20 protein-coding genes are annotated in these 15832 nt (G+C 64.3%); 6 read left to right on the top strand and 14 right to left on the bottom strand.

The features are described from left to right. Nucleotides 1-5 precede the first annotated feature (5 nt). Nucleotides 6-338: a carboxymuconolactone decarboxylase gene (locus AC1DCF_RS14825; RefSeq protein WP_441789194.1), complete on the bottom strand. Its 333-nt coding sequence runs from the start codon at nucleotides 336-338 to the stop codon at nucleotides 6-8. 142 nt (nucleotides 339-480) lie between these two features. After that, the gene (locus tag AC1DCF_RS14820; protein WP_477211701.1) at nucleotides 481-810 is read right to left on the bottom strand and encodes a hypothetical protein; all 330 of its coding nucleotides are present in this window, start codon (nucleotides 808-810) and stop codon (nucleotides 481-483) included. A gap of 25 nt (nucleotides 811-835) precedes the next feature. Here AC1DCF_RS14820 and AC1DCF_RS14815 point away from each other — a divergent pair, with 25 nt between their 5' ends. Continuing rightward, a complete protein-coding gene (locus AC1DCF_RS14815) occupies nucleotides 836-1000 on the top strand; it encodes a hypothetical protein (protein WP_477211700.1) in 165 nt (54 codons plus the stop codon). A gap of 94 nt (nucleotides 1001-1094) precedes the next feature. Here the strand turns inward: AC1DCF_RS14815 and AC1DCF_RS14810 are convergent, their stop codons facing one another. The 5 genes from AC1DCF_RS14810 to AC1DCF_RS14790 all read right to left on the bottom strand — a co-directional run bounded on the left by AC1DCF_RS14810 (nucleotide 1095) and on the right by AC1DCF_RS14790 (nucleotide 5446). Continuing rightward, nucleotides 1095-1403, bottom strand: a complete 309-nt coding sequence (locus tag AC1DCF_RS14810; protein ID WP_441789197.1) for a metal-sensitive transcriptional regulator — start codon at nucleotides 1401-1403, stop codon at nucleotides 1095-1097. Nucleotides 1404-1591: 188 nt separating this feature from the next. Then, nucleotides 1592-1873 (bottom strand): YHS domain-containing protein, encoded by a 282-nt coding sequence (locus tag AC1DCF_RS14805; protein ID WP_477211699.1) that lies wholly within the window; start codon nucleotides 1871-1873, stop codon nucleotides 1592-1594. Nucleotides 1874-1923: 50 nt separating this feature from the next. Beyond that, a complete protein-coding gene (locus tag AC1DCF_RS14800) occupies nucleotides 1924-4194 on the bottom strand; it encodes a heavy metal translocating P-type ATPase (protein ID WP_477211698.1) in 2271 nt (756 codons plus the stop codon). Nucleotides 4195-4238: 44 nt separating this feature from the next. Beyond that, a complete protein-coding gene (locus tag AC1DCF_RS14795) occupies nucleotides 4239-5237 on the bottom strand; it encodes a heavy-metal-associated domain-containing protein (RefSeq protein ID WP_477211697.1) in 999 nt (332 codons plus the stop codon). After that, on the bottom strand, nucleotides 5234-5446 hold the full coding sequence (locus AC1DCF_RS14790; RefSeq protein WP_477211696.1) for a heavy-metal-associated domain-containing protein: 213 nt from the start codon (nucleotides 5444-5446) through the stop codon (nucleotides 5234-5236). The genes AC1DCF_RS14795 and AC1DCF_RS14790 overlap by 4 nt, the downstream gene beginning before the upstream one ends. Before the next feature lie 170 nt (nucleotides 5447-5616). On the opposite strand from AC1DCF_RS14790, the gene AC1DCF_RS14785 reads away from it, so the two are divergent. Then, nucleotides 5617-7047, top strand: coding sequence for an MFS transporter (locus tag AC1DCF_RS14785; protein ID WP_477211695.1), 1431 nt, complete (start codon nucleotides 5617-5619; stop codon nucleotides 7045-7047). A gap of 119 nt (nucleotides 7048-7166) precedes the next feature. Here AC1DCF_RS14785 and AC1DCF_RS14780 read toward each other — a convergent pair whose 3' ends face one another. After that, nucleotides 7167-7898 carry a hypothetical protein gene (locus AC1DCF_RS14780; protein ID WP_477211694.1) on the bottom strand — a complete coding sequence of 244 codons (732 nt, stop codon included), beginning with the start codon at nucleotides 7896-7898 and terminating at the stop codon, nucleotides 7167-7169. A 99-nt stretch (nucleotides 7899-7997) separates the two neighbouring features. Between AC1DCF_RS14780 and arr the strand changes: the two genes are divergently transcribed. After that, nucleotides 7998-8426: an NAD(+)--rifampin ADP-ribosyltransferase gene (gene arr, locus AC1DCF_RS14775; protein WP_477211693.1), complete on the top strand. Its 429-nt coding sequence runs from the start codon at nucleotides 7998-8000 to the stop codon at nucleotides 8424-8426. A gap of 45 nt (nucleotides 8427-8471) precedes the next feature. Here arr and AC1DCF_RS14770 read toward each other — a convergent pair whose 3' ends face one another. Next, a complete protein-coding gene (locus tag AC1DCF_RS14770) occupies nucleotides 8472-8915 on the bottom strand; it encodes a YdeI/OmpD-associated family protein (protein WP_477211692.1) in 444 nt (147 codons plus the stop codon). A gap of 136 nt (nucleotides 8916-9051) precedes the next feature. Beyond that, on the bottom strand, nucleotides 9052-9636 hold the full coding sequence (locus AC1DCF_RS14765; RefSeq protein ID WP_477211691.1) for a TetR/AcrR family transcriptional regulator: 585 nt from the start codon (nucleotides 9634-9636) through the stop codon (nucleotides 9052-9054). 106 nt (nucleotides 9637-9742) lie between these two features. On the opposite strand from AC1DCF_RS14765, the gene AC1DCF_RS14760 reads away from it, so the two are divergent. After that, entirely contained in the window at nucleotides 9743-10447 is a 705-nt protein-coding gene (locus AC1DCF_RS14760) for an MBL fold metallo-hydrolase (RefSeq protein ID WP_477211690.1), read from the top strand. Between the two features lie 36 nt (nucleotides 10448-10483). Here the strand turns inward: AC1DCF_RS14760 and AC1DCF_RS14755 are convergent, their stop codons facing one another. Further along, entirely contained in the window at nucleotides 10484-11422 is a 939-nt protein-coding gene (locus AC1DCF_RS14755) for a LysR family transcriptional regulator (protein ID WP_477211689.1), read from the bottom strand. A gap of 76 nt (nucleotides 11423-11498) precedes the next feature. On the opposite strand from AC1DCF_RS14755, the gene AC1DCF_RS14750 reads away from it, so the two are divergent. Continuing rightward, on the top strand, nucleotides 11499-13238 hold the full coding sequence (locus AC1DCF_RS14750; protein WP_477211688.1) for an L-aspartate oxidase: 1740 nt from the start codon (nucleotides 11499-11501) through the stop codon (nucleotides 13236-13238). A 45-nt stretch (nucleotides 13239-13283) separates the two neighbouring features. On the opposite strand, the gene AC1DCF_RS14745 is transcribed toward AC1DCF_RS14750, so the two are convergent. Genes AC1DCF_RS14745 through AC1DCF_RS14735 form a run of 3 tightly spaced genes read right to left on the bottom strand, consistent with a single transcriptional unit; the run spans nucleotide 13284 to nucleotide 15007 of the window. Next, on the bottom strand, nucleotides 13284-13850 hold the full coding sequence (locus AC1DCF_RS14745) for a GNAT family N-acetyltransferase (protein ID WP_477211687.1): 567 nt from the start codon (nucleotides 13848-13850) through the stop codon (nucleotides 13284-13286). Nucleotides 13851-13854: 4 nt separating this feature from the next. After that, nucleotides 13855-14337: a carboxymuconolactone decarboxylase family protein gene (locus tag AC1DCF_RS14740; protein WP_477211743.1), complete on the bottom strand. Its 483-nt coding sequence runs from the start codon at nucleotides 14335-14337 to the stop codon at nucleotides 13855-13857. Continuing rightward, nucleotides 14315-15007, bottom strand: a complete 693-nt coding sequence (locus AC1DCF_RS14735) for a TetR/AcrR family transcriptional regulator (protein ID WP_477211686.1) — start codon at nucleotides 15005-15007, stop codon at nucleotides 14315-14317. The genes AC1DCF_RS14740 and AC1DCF_RS14735 overlap by 23 nt, the downstream gene beginning before the upstream one ends. Nucleotides 15008-15083: 76 nt before the next feature. Here AC1DCF_RS14735 and AC1DCF_RS14730 point away from each other — a divergent pair, with 76 nt between their 5' ends. After that, a complete protein-coding gene (locus AC1DCF_RS14730) occupies nucleotides 15084-15830 on the top strand; it encodes a GNAT family N-acetyltransferase (RefSeq protein WP_477211685.1) in 747 nt (248 codons plus the stop codon). Nucleotides 15831-15832 lie beyond the last annotated feature (2 nt).

Here is a 15832-nt window from a genome sequence, read left to right as displayed (position 1 = left end):
ACCGGCTACTCCTCGTCGAGATCGTCCTCGAGCTCGGCAATCTCGATTTCGGCCGCAAGAGCCTCGACGATATTGCTCGTTGCCTCGGCGATACGGGCAGTGCCGACAATCGGGGCGATTGCGGTGAGAACGCCGCGCAGGTCATCGGAATCGAGTCCTACTTCCCCGCCGGCCGAGAGGTTCAGCGCATATGACACCGGTGGCGCACCAACTGCGACCAACGCGGCCACCCGCACGAGCATGAGGGTCTCGGAGTCGAGTACTGATGCTTCGACCGATGCCGCAGTCATGCTGGCCAGGAGGTCGAGAACAGGAGTGTCAAGTGTCGAATCGGACATTGTTTGCTTCCAATCGGTCGGTGATTCATGGGGCGACGACGCCACCCTCGATCATTGGAGCGTGACGCTCTGCGAGTTGCATCCTGCAAACAGGGTGAGAAGCGGTGAACGTCGGACGCATTCGCGACCCCAGCGACGCCGACTACTGCAGCGCCGCCACCGACCCGATAAACCTGGACGGGCTCGCATAGTGGATGACGCCATCACGGAAGGCATAGGCAGAGTCGAAGTCTGGCACCGCGCGTTCAACCGAGAACGGTCCGGTTTCGACATAACCGTCGGCGAGCAGCTGCGTTTTCAGGATGTCCCAGGCCGCCGCGTCGCGCACCCAATTCGCGTAGCGGACGATGATGTCAGTCTGCGGCCTGCCCCACTGGCACTGAAGACCGTAGGTTCCGACCAATGCGTCGGCGTCCTCGCTCGTGCCTGCTCCGCGAAAAGTCAGACCATCCGCTGAAATCTTTGCGCTCACGTCCGCGGTGAACGCGGTGTCGCAGGTGATGGGTTCAGATGTTGGCGTCGGTGTCGGCGTGGGAGTCGGCGTGGGGGTGACGCTCACCGTCGGCGTTGCAATTGGTGCTGCAGCCTCCGGTGACGTCGCCGAGCACCCCGCCATCGTCATGGCCAAACAGGCCGCCGCCAGAACCGCACTCGCCCCTTGAAATCCCCTGATACTCATCCCTACAACCTAGCGAGAGACATCGCGCCAGGTCTCGACCACCCGGGGTATGCCCGATTTCAGACTGCCGGAGTTAGTCAGGAGCGGACGAGTCGACTGATCGCGTCGCTGGCTTCCTTGATCTTTGCGGCAGCCTCGTCTTCACCGAGCTTCGCCGCGTCGAGAACGCAGTGCTTGAGGTGATCGTCAAGCAGGCCGAGCGCGACGACCTGCAGCGCACTGGTGAGTGCACTGACTTGGGTGAGGATGTCGATGCAATATTTCTCATCGTCGATCATCTTGGAGATACCGCGAGCCTGACCCTCGATGCGCCCCATGCGCTTGAGGTACTTGTCCTTGTCGCTGATGTACCCGTGGGTTTCTGCGGAGGTCTCGGAGGGTGACATCGTACGTTCCTAACGTTCCAGCGATTCAGAATGGGCAGGGTGCGGGTGGAGTTGTGAAGTTCCCGGGGCGACGTTGCGGTCATCCCTGTGGTGACAGACTATCTGCCGCTTTTCTGCTGATCTACGCGCTTCTCGCGTCGGGGTCCGCGGCACCAAAATCTCACACCGAGAACCCCGCATCCGCGTGGCTACGCCATGTTGGCGACGTACGTGGCCGGATCCGAGTCGAATGCCGGCCCGCAACCGCCGCAGCAGAAGTAGTACCGCTCGCCCTCGTAGTCGCGATAGAGACCGGTCGCTTCGGCCGCCGTCTTACTGACGGGGTTGCCGACCATGACCGGGCAGGTCGTCATGTCGTCAGCAGCGCCGCTCGCCATCAGGTTCTCGCGTGCGTTGCCGGCCGCGGTAAAGGTGGATGCGCTGGTGCTGGTACTGCAGCAACTGGAGGTCGCCTCGAGGTCGTTTGTCATTGTGGGTGATTCCCTTCGTGTTTTCTGTGGGTGGTGTGGGGTGGGTCGCGCTATTGCTTTGCGACACTCTTGAACCCGCGCAGGCGCAGGCTGTTGCCGACGACGAAAACGCTGGAGAGCGCCATCGCGGCCCCGGCAAGCATGGGGTTGAGCATTCCGAGCGCCGCGACAGGGATCGCCGCGACGTTGTAGGCGAACGCCCAGAAGAGATTGGTCTTGATGGTTCCGAGCGTCTTGCGGGAGAGGCGGATGGCGTCGACCGCACTGCGCAGGTCGCCGCGCACCAGGGTGATGTCGGATGCTTCGATCGCGACATCCGCGCCGGTGCCCATCGCCAGACCGAGGTCGGCCTGGGCCAGCGCGGGGGCGTCGTTGACGCCGTCGCCGATCATCGCGACGATCCGGCCTTCCGACTGCAGCCGGACAATCACATCGACCTTGTCCTTCGGAAGAACCTCGGCGATGACTTGCTCAATGCCCACCTCGGTGGCGATTCGCCGGGCGACTGCCTCGTTGTCGCCGGTGAGCAGGATCGGTGTCAACCCGATCGCCTTGAATTGCGCGATCGCCTCGGCGCTGGTCGGCTTCACCGTGTCGGCGACGACGAGGATGCCTCGTGCCTGGCCGTCCCAGCCCACGGCAACCACCGTCTTGCCTTCACCCTCGGCGCGCGCCTTCGTCGACGCAAGCTCACGGCTCAGCTGCAGCGACCATTCGGCCAGTAGCGACTCGCGGCCCACCAGTACGGCATGGCCATCGACAATGCCCTGAACGCCCTTGCCTTCGATGTTCGCGAAGCCTTCAGGAGTCGGCAGCGTTCCCACTTCCTGCGTCGCGCCCTTCGCGATCGCCTGCGCGATCGGGTGCTCAGAGGCATCCTCCAATGCTCCGGCCAGACGCAGCAGTTCGGCACGATCGGTGCCGGCTTCGACGAACACATCGACGAGAGTCATCTTGCCGGTGGTGACCGTTCCGGTCTTGTCCAGCACGACGGTGTCGACGGTGCGGGTGGATTCCAGCACTTCCGGGCCCTTGATGAGCACGCCCATCTGCGCCCCGCGGCCGGTACCCACCAGCAGCGCCGTCGGCGTCGCCAAGCCCAGCGCGCAGGGGCACGCGATCACGAGCACCGCGACCGCCGCGGTGAATGCCGCAGTCACCGGGAAACCGGCACCGAGCCATCCGCCGAGCGCAGCGAAGGCGATCACGATCACGATCGGCACGAACACGCCAGAGATCCGGTCGGCGAGGCGCTGTACTTCGGCCTTGCCGGTCTGGGCATTTTCCACGAGCTGGGCCATCTGCGCCAACTGCGTGTCCGACCCGACTCTGGTGGCACGCACCGAGAGCCGGCCGCCGACATTCGTCGTGGCCCCGGTGACGCTGTCTCCCTCGGCGACCTCGACCGGCACCGCTTCGCCGGTGAGCATGGATGCGTCCACTGCGCTCGACCCGGAGACCACCACACCGTCGGTGGCGATCTTCTCCCCCGGGCGAACGATGAACTCGTCACCGACGTGCAGGTCCTCGACCGGAATCTTCGTCTCGACCCCAACGCGCAGCACCGACACCTCCTTCGCGCCGAGCTCGAGCAATGCGCGCAATGCTGCGCCGGCCTGCTTCTTCGAGCGCTTTTCGAAGTAGCGGCCGCCGAGGATGAACATCGTCACACCGGCGCCCACCTCGAGGTAGATGTTCGCCGCGCCATCGGAGGGCGCCAGCGCGAACTCGAACGGGTGCGTCATCCCCGGGGTTCCGGCGGTGCCGAAGAACAGCGCATACAGCGACCAGAGGAACGCAGCGGAGGTACCCATGGAAATCAGGGTGTCCATCGTCGCGGCGCCGTGCTTGAGATTCGTCCACGCCGCCTTGTGGAACGGCCACGCCGCCCACAGGATCACGGGGGCAGCCAGCGCGAGTGACGCCCACTGCCAGTAAGTGAACTGCAACGCGGGGATCATCGCCATCGCAATCACCGGAAGGGTCAGCACGATCGAACCGATCAGCCGGTTGCGCAGCGACAGCAGCTCCGGGTCTGCGTCGTCGGCGTCAACGAAGCCCGCGCCATCCTTCGTCTTGCCCTTCGGGGCGGGCACCGCGGCGCTGTATCCGGTCTTCTCGACCTCGGCGATCAGCAGCGCCGGGTCGTACCCGTCGGGCACAGTGACCTTCGCCTTCTCGGTTGCGTAGTTCACGGTTGCGGTGACGCCGTCGAGCTTGTTCAGCTTCTTTTCGATCCGCATCGCGCAGGAGGCGCAGGTCATCCCGCCGATCTCCAACTCGATGCCTGTGCCCACACTCGGGGGCGCTGTTGTGCTCATGTGCTGTTCCTTCTGCTAGCTGGAGAAAAGGCGAGACCTAACGGTCAGTGCCCTTCCGGATGCGTTGCGCTCTCGGTGTTCGCGGACCCGTCGCTGTGGGCGTCGGCGGGAGCGGCGGCGTGGCCGGCGTCGAGCACGAACTCGGCGGTATGAACCTCGCCGTCGACCTGAAAGTCCAGGTACAGCAGGTATCGACCCGCGGTCGGAGCCACTGCGGCAAACACAATCTGCGGCCCTGCCGTCTCGCCCGCGACGGGTTCTTCGCCCTCGGCGTGCACGTGCAAGAAGGCGAGATCGCCCTCACGCAGCGCAACGAGGTGGCCGAATGCACCCAGGTAGGGCTCCAACGTTGTGACCGGTGCACCGTCACGGTCGACGGTAATCGTGAGCTCGCTGGCCGAGCCCGCCACCATCTCGCCGTCGAGTGAAACAGTGAAGCCGTCGACCTGATCGACCTGAATCGGCTGCGGCACCACCGGAGTGAACGCTCCGGCCACCTGCACGGTGCGGGTGAGCGTCAGAGCGGATGCGTCGGCAGTCGTGAAGTCCGCAAACACGCGGTAGCTGCCTGCTTCAGCCCATTCCCACGGCATCGACCACGTGCCCGTTGACTCGTCCAACGTCGGGTGAACGTGGCGGAACTGGCTGCCATCCGACCGCGCCACGATCAGATGCAGCTCCTTATCGTGGGAGGTCGTGTACGTCGTGACCGGAACGCCGGAGGCATCCTGGATCTGGAAGCTCAGCTCGCCGGGGTCGCCGACCGTTGCGGGTGCCTCGACCGGCGACAGCACATACCCGTCGGCGCCGAGCGCGAGGCCCTTCACTGCTGCCGCGACCGCTGCACTCGTTGCGGTTCCGTTCGCGTCTGCCGACGCAGCGCTTTCGGGATCGTGCCCCTTGTCATGACCGTTCATCTCGCTTCCTTTCGTCCACCCTGTGACGACGCTGTCGGGAACGACAGCGCCGGCGATGCCGAACGCACCGCCACAGGCCACGACGAGTCCGAGCCCGTAAATGGCAAGACGTGCGCCAGTCTTCATGCGGCTCGCACCGCCCGGTAGCCTGCCTCCTCCACGGCGGCCAGAACTTGGGCATCGTCGACCGCATCGGAGCCCGTCACAACGAGCGTGCCCGTCTGCGCACTTACCTGAATGTCCTCAACCCCAGCGATCTCGCCGACCTCGTCACGGATCGACATCTCGCAGTGCCCGCAGGTCATCCCTGTCACCTGGTACTCGTTCGTAGCCATCGCGCATCCTCACACTCCTCGGTACCCCTACCGGGTATCCGTAAAAGTTACCGTATACCCCACCAGGGTATTAAGCAAGCGAAAGATGACCGGTTGAAACATGTACCCCCCAGGGGTATAAGGTATACCCCTACCGGGTATTACCGGCCGTTTCTCAGGAGGAAAATCACATGTCAACCCATCCACCCCTCTCACCGGCGAAGCGGTGGCTCGGCCTCGTGCTGATCGCCACAGCGCAGTTCGTTGTCATCATGGACACCTCGATCATCGGTGTCGCCCTGCCCGACATTCAACGAGATCTCGGCTTCACGCCGGAGTCTCTCTCGTGGGTGTTCAACGCCTATGTGGTCGCCTTCGGTGGCCTCCTCCTGCTGGGCGGTCGCCTCGCCGATGTCTTCGGCGCGCGCAAGATCTTCGTTCTGGGCTGGCTCGTGCTGATCGCCGGATCGTTGATGGCGGGAGCGGCCAGCACAATCGGCCTCGAGATCGCGGGCCGCGCCATTCAGGGTGCCGGTTCAGCACTGATCGCACCGGCGGCTCTGACCCTGCTGATGATGCTCTTCGGCGGCACATCTGACCTCCCCAAGGCCTTCGCCGTCTATGGCGCAGCAGCTCCAATCGGTGGCACCGCCGGAGTCTTCCTCGGAGGCGTGCTGACCGAGTATGCGAGCTGGCCGTGGGTGTTCTACGTCACGATTCCGATCGCGGTCTTCGTGCTCGCATTCACCGCAACGACACTCCCCCGAACCGTGCGGAAGGCATCGGGTTCAATCGACATCGGCGGCGCCCTCACCGTGACAGCCGGCCTCGCCGCGATCGTCTATGCCGTCGTCAACGCCCCGGATGTTGGTTGGCTCACTGCGCAGACCCTCAGCGTGCTGGCCGTCGGCATCGTGCTGCTGGTGATCTTCTTCATCATCCAGGCACGGAGTCAGAGCCCCCTGCTGCGTCTCGGACTGCTTCGCGCACCCCTGCTCGCGGCCGCCAACAGCGCCCAACTCCTCCTCGGTGCGGCATGGGTATCGATGTGGTTCTTCCTGAACCTGTACCTGCAGCAGGTTCTCGGCGCGTCCGCCTTCGCCGCCGGTGCCGCACTTCTCCCGATGACTGGCCTTGTCGTAGTCGTCATGATTGCGTTGGCGCCACGGCTTCAAGCGAGATTCGGCGCGAAATCGCTGATTGTCGCCGGCCTCCTTGTGCTGTCGGCGGGACTCCTGTGGCTTTCCCTGGTGCGTCCCGACGGAAGTTATGCCGTCGACGTTCTTCCCGCCTCGCTCCTGGCGGCCCTCGGAATGTCACTCGCGTTCGTTCCCTCTCTCGGCACCGCCATCAACGCGGCACCACCCGCCGAAACCGGCGTTGCCTCAGGGCTCGTGAGCACCAGCTACCAGATCGGGTCAGCGCTCGGACTCGCCGTGCTCACGGCAATCGTCTACGGCATGTCCGGAACCGACCCGTCACGGGTCGAGCTGACCGAGGGCTACTCCGCCGCCTTCCTGGGCGCAGCAATCCTCGCCCTCGTCGGAGCAGTGATCACCGCCCGTGCGATGACCAAGCCACCGGCATCCGTCCCTGCTCCCACGGAGTCGATCTCGGCATAACAGCCGCCTGGGTCGATGAATCGGCGCGCCTCGCGGCCGCCGATTCATCGATGCAGGACACCGGCTCGACGCAGGACACCGGCTCGTCGCAGATCACCGGCCGAGTCGGCAGGGAGACTTCACATGGAGGGCTGCTCAACCGCCAGCGCGAGCGAGCGTTGAGCCTCTTGGCGAAGTGGCGCTATCGAACCGCACCTTTCAATCACGCTCAGTAGTGAGAGGCAATCCGGATGATTGAAGCTCTCGAAAGCGCGCGCCACCTTCCATTGCACGAGCTCGTCGTTCGGGTTCTCGTGAAAGGTGTCAATCAGTGCGCGCAATGCCGCCAATCGATCCGTTGGCGTCACTGCCGCATAGAAGCACATGAACCCAATCGCATCGATGACCTCTGCGACCTCATCGCGCGGGCGCTCGCGAAGAACGGCGATGAGCATCGGCAGAATCTGAGGATCCATCCGAGCAAGAGTTCGAGCCACGATGTCTCGCGGAAGCGGATAGCTAGATTTCCTAAACACCTCAGCTGAGGGATGCTTGTGCTGGTTCTTCCCGATCTTGCCGAGCAGCGGGGTGAGCAATCGCGCGCTTGGTACCCCTCCACTCTGAAGCGCCTCACAGATCTCGAGCTTGGTGTAGAGCTTGGTTTCGCGGGTGAGTCGTTCCACGAAGATATGGTTCAACGAATCACCCGCGGACGTCGTGCGTGCGAGCAAACGGATGGCTGCAGATCGCTCGACGGCGTCGTCGGAGTCGACCTTCCGAATGAGGTCTTCGGTTGACATCTGACCAAACGAGGTCAGGTCCTCGGCGCTCAGGAATCCGCGACTTTGCAATGCACTCGTGTGACTTTTCATCTGGCCTTGACTCTATGGGGAGTTGCTCGTGCTTGAATCGAGACCACGTTCGTAGGCGGCTCCGGCTGGGGCTGCAGAACAAGTCTGCGAGGGGTGTACATGACACAAGTGCCCAAACCGTTCGAGGTCCACGAGTCCGGGGCGCTGTTCCACGGGACAAAAGCGAACCTCACCGTGGGCGATCTCCTGGTGCCCGGGCGCCGTTCGAACTTCGGTGGGGGCCGGACGGCGAACCACATCTACGTGACGGCAACTCTGGATGCCGCAACCTGGGGCGCCGAACTTGCCGTGGGCGAGGGGCCCGGCCGGATCTACATTGTGGAACCGCTCGGCGACCTTGAAGACGATCCGAATGTGACGGACAAGCGGTTTCCCGGCAATCCGACCCGTTCGTTCCGCACCCGGGAGCCGGTGAAGGTCGTCGGTGAGCTGAGGGACTGGGTGGGGCATTCGGCCGACCAGTTGCAGGCCATGCGAGATGGTCTCTCCGATCTGGAGCGCCGGGGCGAAGCGGTGATCGACGACTAGACGGCCCGAACGCAGGATGGAACCGCGGGTCCCCCCGTCCTGCAGCTAGCCTCGCAGCGCATCCATGACCGCCTGCACCCGGCGCGTTCGGGTGTCGTCGCTCTTCGCGCTTGCAACTGACTCGGCATGCGCGCGCTGCTTGCTGTACGAGAGCGCCGACCATGCCTCCGTCGCCACCGGGTCCGCATCGAGTTGCGCCGCCAGCTCTGCGGGGATGTCGACGGTGCGCGGTGCGTCGTCAACGTCGAGGGTGACCTCGATCTCATCGCCCGCACCCTTGCCAGTGGCAGCCCGGGTCTCGGCGTTGAACGAGATCAGAAACTGACCGCCCATCGATGCGATGGTGTTGCGGTACGAATAGTCGCCATCGATGGTCACGATGACGGGAACACGTTTGCCGCGGCCGAAGCCGAGCACGACATCCTCGGGCACGACGATGCCCACGTTGTTGCCGCCGGCGGCCCACAGTGTTGTTCGGAAGCTGACCACGATTTATCCTTTCGCGGATGCCGATCGTGCGATCGCGTTGCTCGTGCTGCGGTCAGCGACGGTCGGCATCGGGTGTGAGACGGTGCGGTTGGCATCAACGGATGCGTCCAACAGCGATGCTAACGCGGCGACCGGATTAACTCGCCGCTGGCACCCCTTCGCGGATCTGAAGAGCGGATGTCAGCGTGCGGATGCCGAAGGCGAAGGCTTCGTCGACGTTCCCGCCGAGGTTGAACGCGCCCGCCAGCTCCATGCCGATGAAACCGTTGGCCCACGCCGTGAGTGTGCGCGCAGCTTCGAGCGCATGGTCCGGCCCGGCGAGCGCGCCCGCAACCTCAAGGAGTGGCTCGCTCGATGCGACGATCAGGTCGCCGGACGGACGAGTATTCACCGAGCCAGGCGCGAAGATGAGGTGAAACCCGGCCGGGAAGCGATGCGCGAAGGACCGGAACGCCAGCGCGAGCGCGGCGACTCGCGATGCGGCATCCGTCGGCTCGGCTGCGGCGCTCCGCAGATGCTCTCCGAGGTCGTTGAGGGTCGCCTCGGTGATGAGCCGAACGAGCTCGTCGCGATCTCGCACTCGCTTGTAGAGTGACGGAGCTTTGACGCCGACACGGTCGGCGACCGCCCGCATGCTCAACCCGGCGAGGCCCTCCACTTCCAGGAGCTCGCGGCCAACGGCAATGATCGCCTCGCGAGATGTGCGTTCAGGTGTTGGCATTGTGCTCCGCGGCTCTCTCTTGAGAATTGATAGCTATTGACTATAGCCATGATGGCTATGTATCGTAGCCATGTAGCCAGCGTAGCAATCCGAAAGGTGCAAGACAATGCAACTCGCTCCAGGCCTCCGTCGCGTCGGCAACGACATCGTGGCATTTCACCTCATCGAGACCCCCGACGGGATCACCATGATCGATGCCGGCCTGCCCGGCCACTGGACCGATCTTCGTGCAGAACTCTCGGACATGGGCCGCGATCTCACAGACATCCGCGGGGTGGTGCTCACTCACGGCGACAGCGACCACATCGGCATCGCAGAACGGCTCCGCCGCGAGCACGGCATCCCCGTGTACGTGCACTCCGCCGATGCCGCCCGGGCACGCGGAGAAGCGACCTCGCACGCCCCGGGCGGATCCAAGCGGTTCGGCGCAGTGCTCGGCTTCGCCGCGTACGCCGTGCGCAAGGGCGGCGCGATGACGAAGCACCTGAGTTCGGTGGTCGAGATGCGCGACGGCGAGACGCTCGCCCTGCCCGGCTCGCCGCAGATCATCGGGATGCCCGGCCACTCACCGGGAAGCGTCGCCGTCTTCGTGCCGTCAGTCGACACCGTCTTCGTCGGCGATGCGCTCACCACCCGCAACGTGCTCACCGGAGTGACGGGCCCGCAGCCGGCCCCGTTCACCGATGATCCGGCCGAAGCTCTCCGTTCCCTCGACGGGCTCTCCGCGGTCGCGGCGCATCGCATCGTGCCGGGTCACGGCCCGGCCTGGTCGGGATCCATCCCCGACGCCATCCGTCAGATTCGGACCTGAGGCCACCACCGGGCGCCACTCGGCGCCTTCGAAAACCTAGGCGGCCCGCGTGATCAGCCCCTCACCCCCGGCCTCGACCGACGACAGCACATTCGCCGTCTCAATGATCAGACTCTGCATCGCCTCAGCGGCGCGGGTCAATGTCACGTCATTGCGCTGGGCGAGACTGATCGACCGGGCAAGGCGCGGCGCGGTGAGCCGAACGGAGCGCAGGCCAGGCCGGTCTGCCAAGACCATGGCGGGTACGACCGCCACCCCCAGGCCGCGTTCCACACAGCGCAGCACTGAGTCCATCTCCCCACCCTCGAGGATCACGGTCGGAACCAGCTCGGCTTCCTGAAATGCGCGCATTGTCATGGCCCGCAAGTCGTAGCTTTCATGGAACGTGATCAGTGGGAGCGCAGCGAGCTCCGTGAGCGTGAGGGCCTGAAGATCGTGCAGAAGCGGGCTCTCGGCCGCGGCAATGACCACCAGTTCCTCGGTGAGAAGAGGAAGCCGGCGGAGGCTCATGGCAGATGGGCGGCCATCGGATGTAGTGACGAGCGCCAGATCGAGCGTCCCGCCGGAAAGCTCGTCCAGCAGCCCGTGCGAGCCCCCCTCTGTCAGGTGCAGGTCGATGCCCGGGTACGTCGCGTGGAAGGACGTCAGCACCTCGGCGACCAGACTGATGCACAGCGTCGGGGTGGCCCCGAGGCGCACCCGACCCGTTCGGAGGCCGGCCAGCTCCTGCATCTCGTACCTGACGGTGTCGGCATCCGCGAGCATGCGCTTGGCCAGCGGAAGCAGCGATTCGCCGGCCGCGGTCAGGGTGATGTTGCCCCGGGCTCGGTGAAAGAGCGGCGCGCCGAGATCCGCTTCGAGGGCTGAAATCTGCCGGCTGAGCGACGGCTGGGCCAAATGCAGATGTGCGGCGGCACGGGTGAAGTGCCCGATGCGAGCCACTTCCACGAAACTTTGGAGCTGTTCCAGGTTCATTCCAATAGCCTAAACGCATTGAAACGACTCGAATGATTCATTGGACTAATCATGAGTCGATTCTTAGCGTTGAAGCATGAACGCATCGAAAGCGATTGAAAAGCAGATTTCCACCACGGTCCTGGTGATCGGCACCGGCGGCTCGGGGCTTCGGGCCGCCATCGAGCTGGCCGAAATGGGAGTCGACGTGCTCGCGGTGGGCAAGCGCCCCCGCAACGACGCGCACACCTCGCTCGCCGCAGGCGGTATCAACGCGGCGCTGGGCACCATGGACGAGGACGACTCCTGGCAGCAGCACGCCGCCGACACCATCAAGGAAAGCTACTTCTTGGCCAACCCGCACACCGTGGAGATCGTCGCCCGCGGTGCTGCGCAGGGCATCCAGGATCTGGAACGCTATGGAATGAACTTCGCCCGCGAAGACGATGGGCGCATCTCGCAGCGCTTCTTCGGCGCGCACACCTTTCGTCGCACGGCGTTCGCCGGCGACTACACGGGCCTGGAGATCCAGCGCAGCCTGGTCAACCGCGCCGCGCAGTTGGATGTCCCGATCCTCGACGAGGTCTACATCACCCGGCTGCTGGTCAAGGACAACCAGGTCTTCGGCGCCTACGGATTCGACCTCAACACCGGCACCCGCTACCTCATCCACGCCGACGCGGTCATCCTCGCGGCCGGCGGCCACAACCGCATCTGGCGCCGCACCTCCTCACGCCGCGACGAGAACACCGGCGATTCGTTCCGCCTGGCAGTAGACGCCGGCGCTCGGCTGCGCGATCCGGAGCTCGTGCAGTTCCACCCGTCCGGCATCATCGAGCCAGAGAACGCGGCCGGCACCTTGATCTCCGAGGCCGCCCGCGGTGAGGGCGGCGTCCTGCGCAACTCCTCCGGCGAGCGTTTCATGGAGCGCTACGATCCGGTGCGCAAGGATCTCTCCACCCGCGACCGGGTGGCTCTGGCTGCGTACACCGAGATCAAGGAGGGCCGCGGTACCGCCAACGGCGGCGTCTGGCTTGACGTGTCACACCTGCCGCGCGAAACCATCATGGAGCGCCTGCCGCGCGTCTACCAAACCATGATGGAGGTGCAGATGCTCGACATCACCAAGGAGCCGATCGAGGTGGCACCGACCGCGCACTACTCGATGGGCGGCGTCTGGGTGCGCCCAGAGGACCACAGCACGGATGTCGACGGCCTGTACGCGATCGGTGAGGCATCCAGTGGTCTGCACGGTGCCAACCGTCTGGGCGGCAACTCGCTGATCGAGTTGCTCGTCTTCGGCCGGATCGTCGCCCATGCTGCGGCGGAGCACTCGGCGTCGCTCGAGGCCCAGCCGCGCTCTGCCGCGGCACTGGCCCAGGCGCGCGCAGAGATCGATGACTTGCTCGCGGCCGACGGCCCCGAAAACGTGCGGGCGCTGCAGCGCGCCATCCGCAACATGATGACCGAACACGCCGGGGTGGTGCGCGACGAGGAGGGCCTGACGGCCGGCCTCGCCAAGCTCGACGACATTGAACAGCGCATGCAGAACGTCGGAATCCACCCCGACATCGCCGGCTTCCAGGATCTCGCACACGCTTTCGACCTCAAGGCGTCGGCGCTGGCCGCCCGCGCCACCCTCGAGGCGGCGGTGGAACGCCGCGAGACCCGCGGATGCCACAACCGCAGCGACTACCCGGAGATTGATCCGACCCTGCAGGTCAACCTCGTCTGGTCCCCCACGACCGGCGTGGTCCGCGAAGAAATCCCGGAGATTTCGGAGGAAGTCGCCGAGCTGATCCGTGAGGTGTCGACGGCCGGGAAGCTCGTCGAGTAACCGCCACTGGATGGGGTCGTGCGGCTCATGACGGGGTCGTGCGGCTCATGACGGGGTCGTGCGGCTCATCGAGTACACAATTGGACCCCCTGGGATCGCGGTCGTGGCGACGGTGAAGAATCCGAGCCTCTGGTAGAGACGCACATTCCGTTCGTTCGAGGTCTCGAGGGCAACGGGTGCGGCGCGCTCGTCGATCATCGCGAGGCCGGCCGCCGTCACGGCTGTTCCGAGTCCCGTCCCCTGATGGGCCGGATCAACACCGACAGTTTCAAGAGTCCACGCTCCAGCTGGTGCATCGGGCAGTGACAGCTCGGCGAGCACTGCAACGCGCGCTCCGAGCAGGTCGGCGACGTGCTGTTGTGTCTGCTCAGTGGGCTCTGGAGAATCTGGTGGAAGGAACGCTGCGACCGCGCTCAGTTGTTCGTCTACGAGCACGATGCCATGCTCCAGGGCGTGGGACAGATACAGGCGCTGAAGCTTCTCGAGGCGATTCGCGTATCCGTCGTGGGGAATGGACCATCGCGTCCAGGGGTACGCGTCGAAGGCGGCGGCGAGCACGCGGGCTGCGGCGTCGAGGTCAGACGAAGTGGCAAGACGGATCTGACAACTCATTGCTTCAGACCTGTCCGTTGGAGTGCGCGCCGACCCGTTCGGGGGCGACGGGGTAATGGCTTGAGATCGCCACGCGGTTCCAGGCGTTGATCACAATGACCAGCCAGGAGACTGCGGCGACCTCCTGCGTCGTGAGTACGGCATCGACATCAACTGTGTTGTGCGCGTCGGCCGAGCCGAGGGAGATGTTTGTGAGCCGCTCGGCGAGGATGAGCGCGGCCTGCTCCTTGTCACTGAAGTACTGTGACTCCCACCAGGCCGCGACGACCGCGAGCCGGTCGGCGGACTCGCCGTTTGAGAGTGCATCGCGCGAGTGCATCCGTAGGCAGAATGCACAGCCGTTGATCTGCGACGCCCGGATCTTCACGAGTTCGATGAGCAGCGGGTCGAGTCCGACTGCAACTGCCTCCGCCGCGGCCGTCGCATCGAGTGCTGAGAGTCGTTGGTAGCTTGCGGGGCTTGTTTTACCGAGGTTGACGTGCGAAATGGTCGTTTCTGCTTTCTTTTTCGAATCCGGTGAGTGAGGGACGCAGTGTGGCGAGTGTGGCGCGAATGATCCGTCGTTGTTCGGCCGGAGCGCGGTCAGAGGAAAGCACAGTCACTTCGTTGACGGCAGCAAACACTGAACTCACAACGGCGCACAGGATTATCCGGTCATCGGGGTCGCTCGGCTTCGTTCCGGAAGCCGGATTGCCACCCGTATTGACGTGGTTCGTGTGCCAGCGGACCCAGAGTGCTTCCCCGATGCTCCGATGGAACGCCTGAACGTGAGTGAAATAACTTGCTTGTACGTGGGGTGACTCTGCTGTGATTCGCTGAAAGAGCGCCGACCTCCTCTGCGCATCGCTATCGAGCCGATCCAGCGCCGCTTCCACCACCGCGTGCAGAGAGTCCCAGGGGTTCTCACCCCGTGGCCGGGCGTTGACGGAATCAATCGCCCACTGTGTATCAGCGTCGAAGCTCGAAAACAGGAGATCATCCTTCGTCGCGAAGTAGCGGAAGAAGGTGCGTTCGGAAATACCCACCACCTCGGCGATATCACCCACGGTCGTCTCTCGAAACCCACGCTCGTCAAAGAGCCGCTCCGCAACCTCCTGAATCCTGTTGCGAACCGCCTGGCGAGCAATCTCGCGCGACGAAAGACTCGGCTCTTTCACTCGTTGATCCTCTTGTGTCATAGGCTGTCATAACTGTCAGTCCTGCCATCAACTCTAAACCCATGGAGACAAGCTCATGACACGCTTTTCCGACGTCGTCACTGAATTCTGGAGAAAGCCGTTCGCCGGTGAAGTTCTCTACCGCGATGAACGCCTCAGTCTCACGATCAACCCAGATCTCGGAGACGATGAGCGTGTCATTGTTCTCCACACCATCGACGATTCCCATACCGCGATCGCAGTTCTTCCGGAGCTCGCTCAAGCGCTTGCGGGTCACGGCATCCGCGCGGGGGCGCCCCTCCTTGAGGAAGCGCGCGTGCGGGAAGCCTTGGTGCGGGTCGGAATTGTGCTCCACGGCGCCGACAATCTTTACTACTTTCCGGACCGCTCCCACCCTTCTGGGGACACGGGATCAGACTCATTCGTCATTCGGCAATTGACTGCAGACGATCGAGACCTGTTCGCCGATTTTGAAGATCGCGCATCCGAGCAGGACCGTGACGATGCACAGGTCGATCTCGACGATTGGGCGGCCTTTGGTGTGATCTCTGACGATCAGCTTGTGGCTGTCGCGAGTACCTATCCGTGGAAGGAATCGACGCTCGCCGACATCGGCGTTCTCACTCTCGCGACCGCGCGCGGTCGGGGGAACGGACGTCGCCTCGTTCAGGCGATGGCGCGTCACGCATACGATCTGCATCACGAACTGCAATACCGGTGCCAACTCGACAACAGTGCGTCAAACGCTCTCGCCGACTCCGCTGGGCTGCACGTCTTTGGGCGGTGGGAAGTGCAGACGCCTTCGGGCGACGACAACGACTGACC

Source organism: Leifsonia sp. 10L418 (assembly GCF_056395445.1).
Note: the sequence above shows the minus strand (reverse complement) of the source record. Positions and strands in the feature narration are given on the sequence as shown.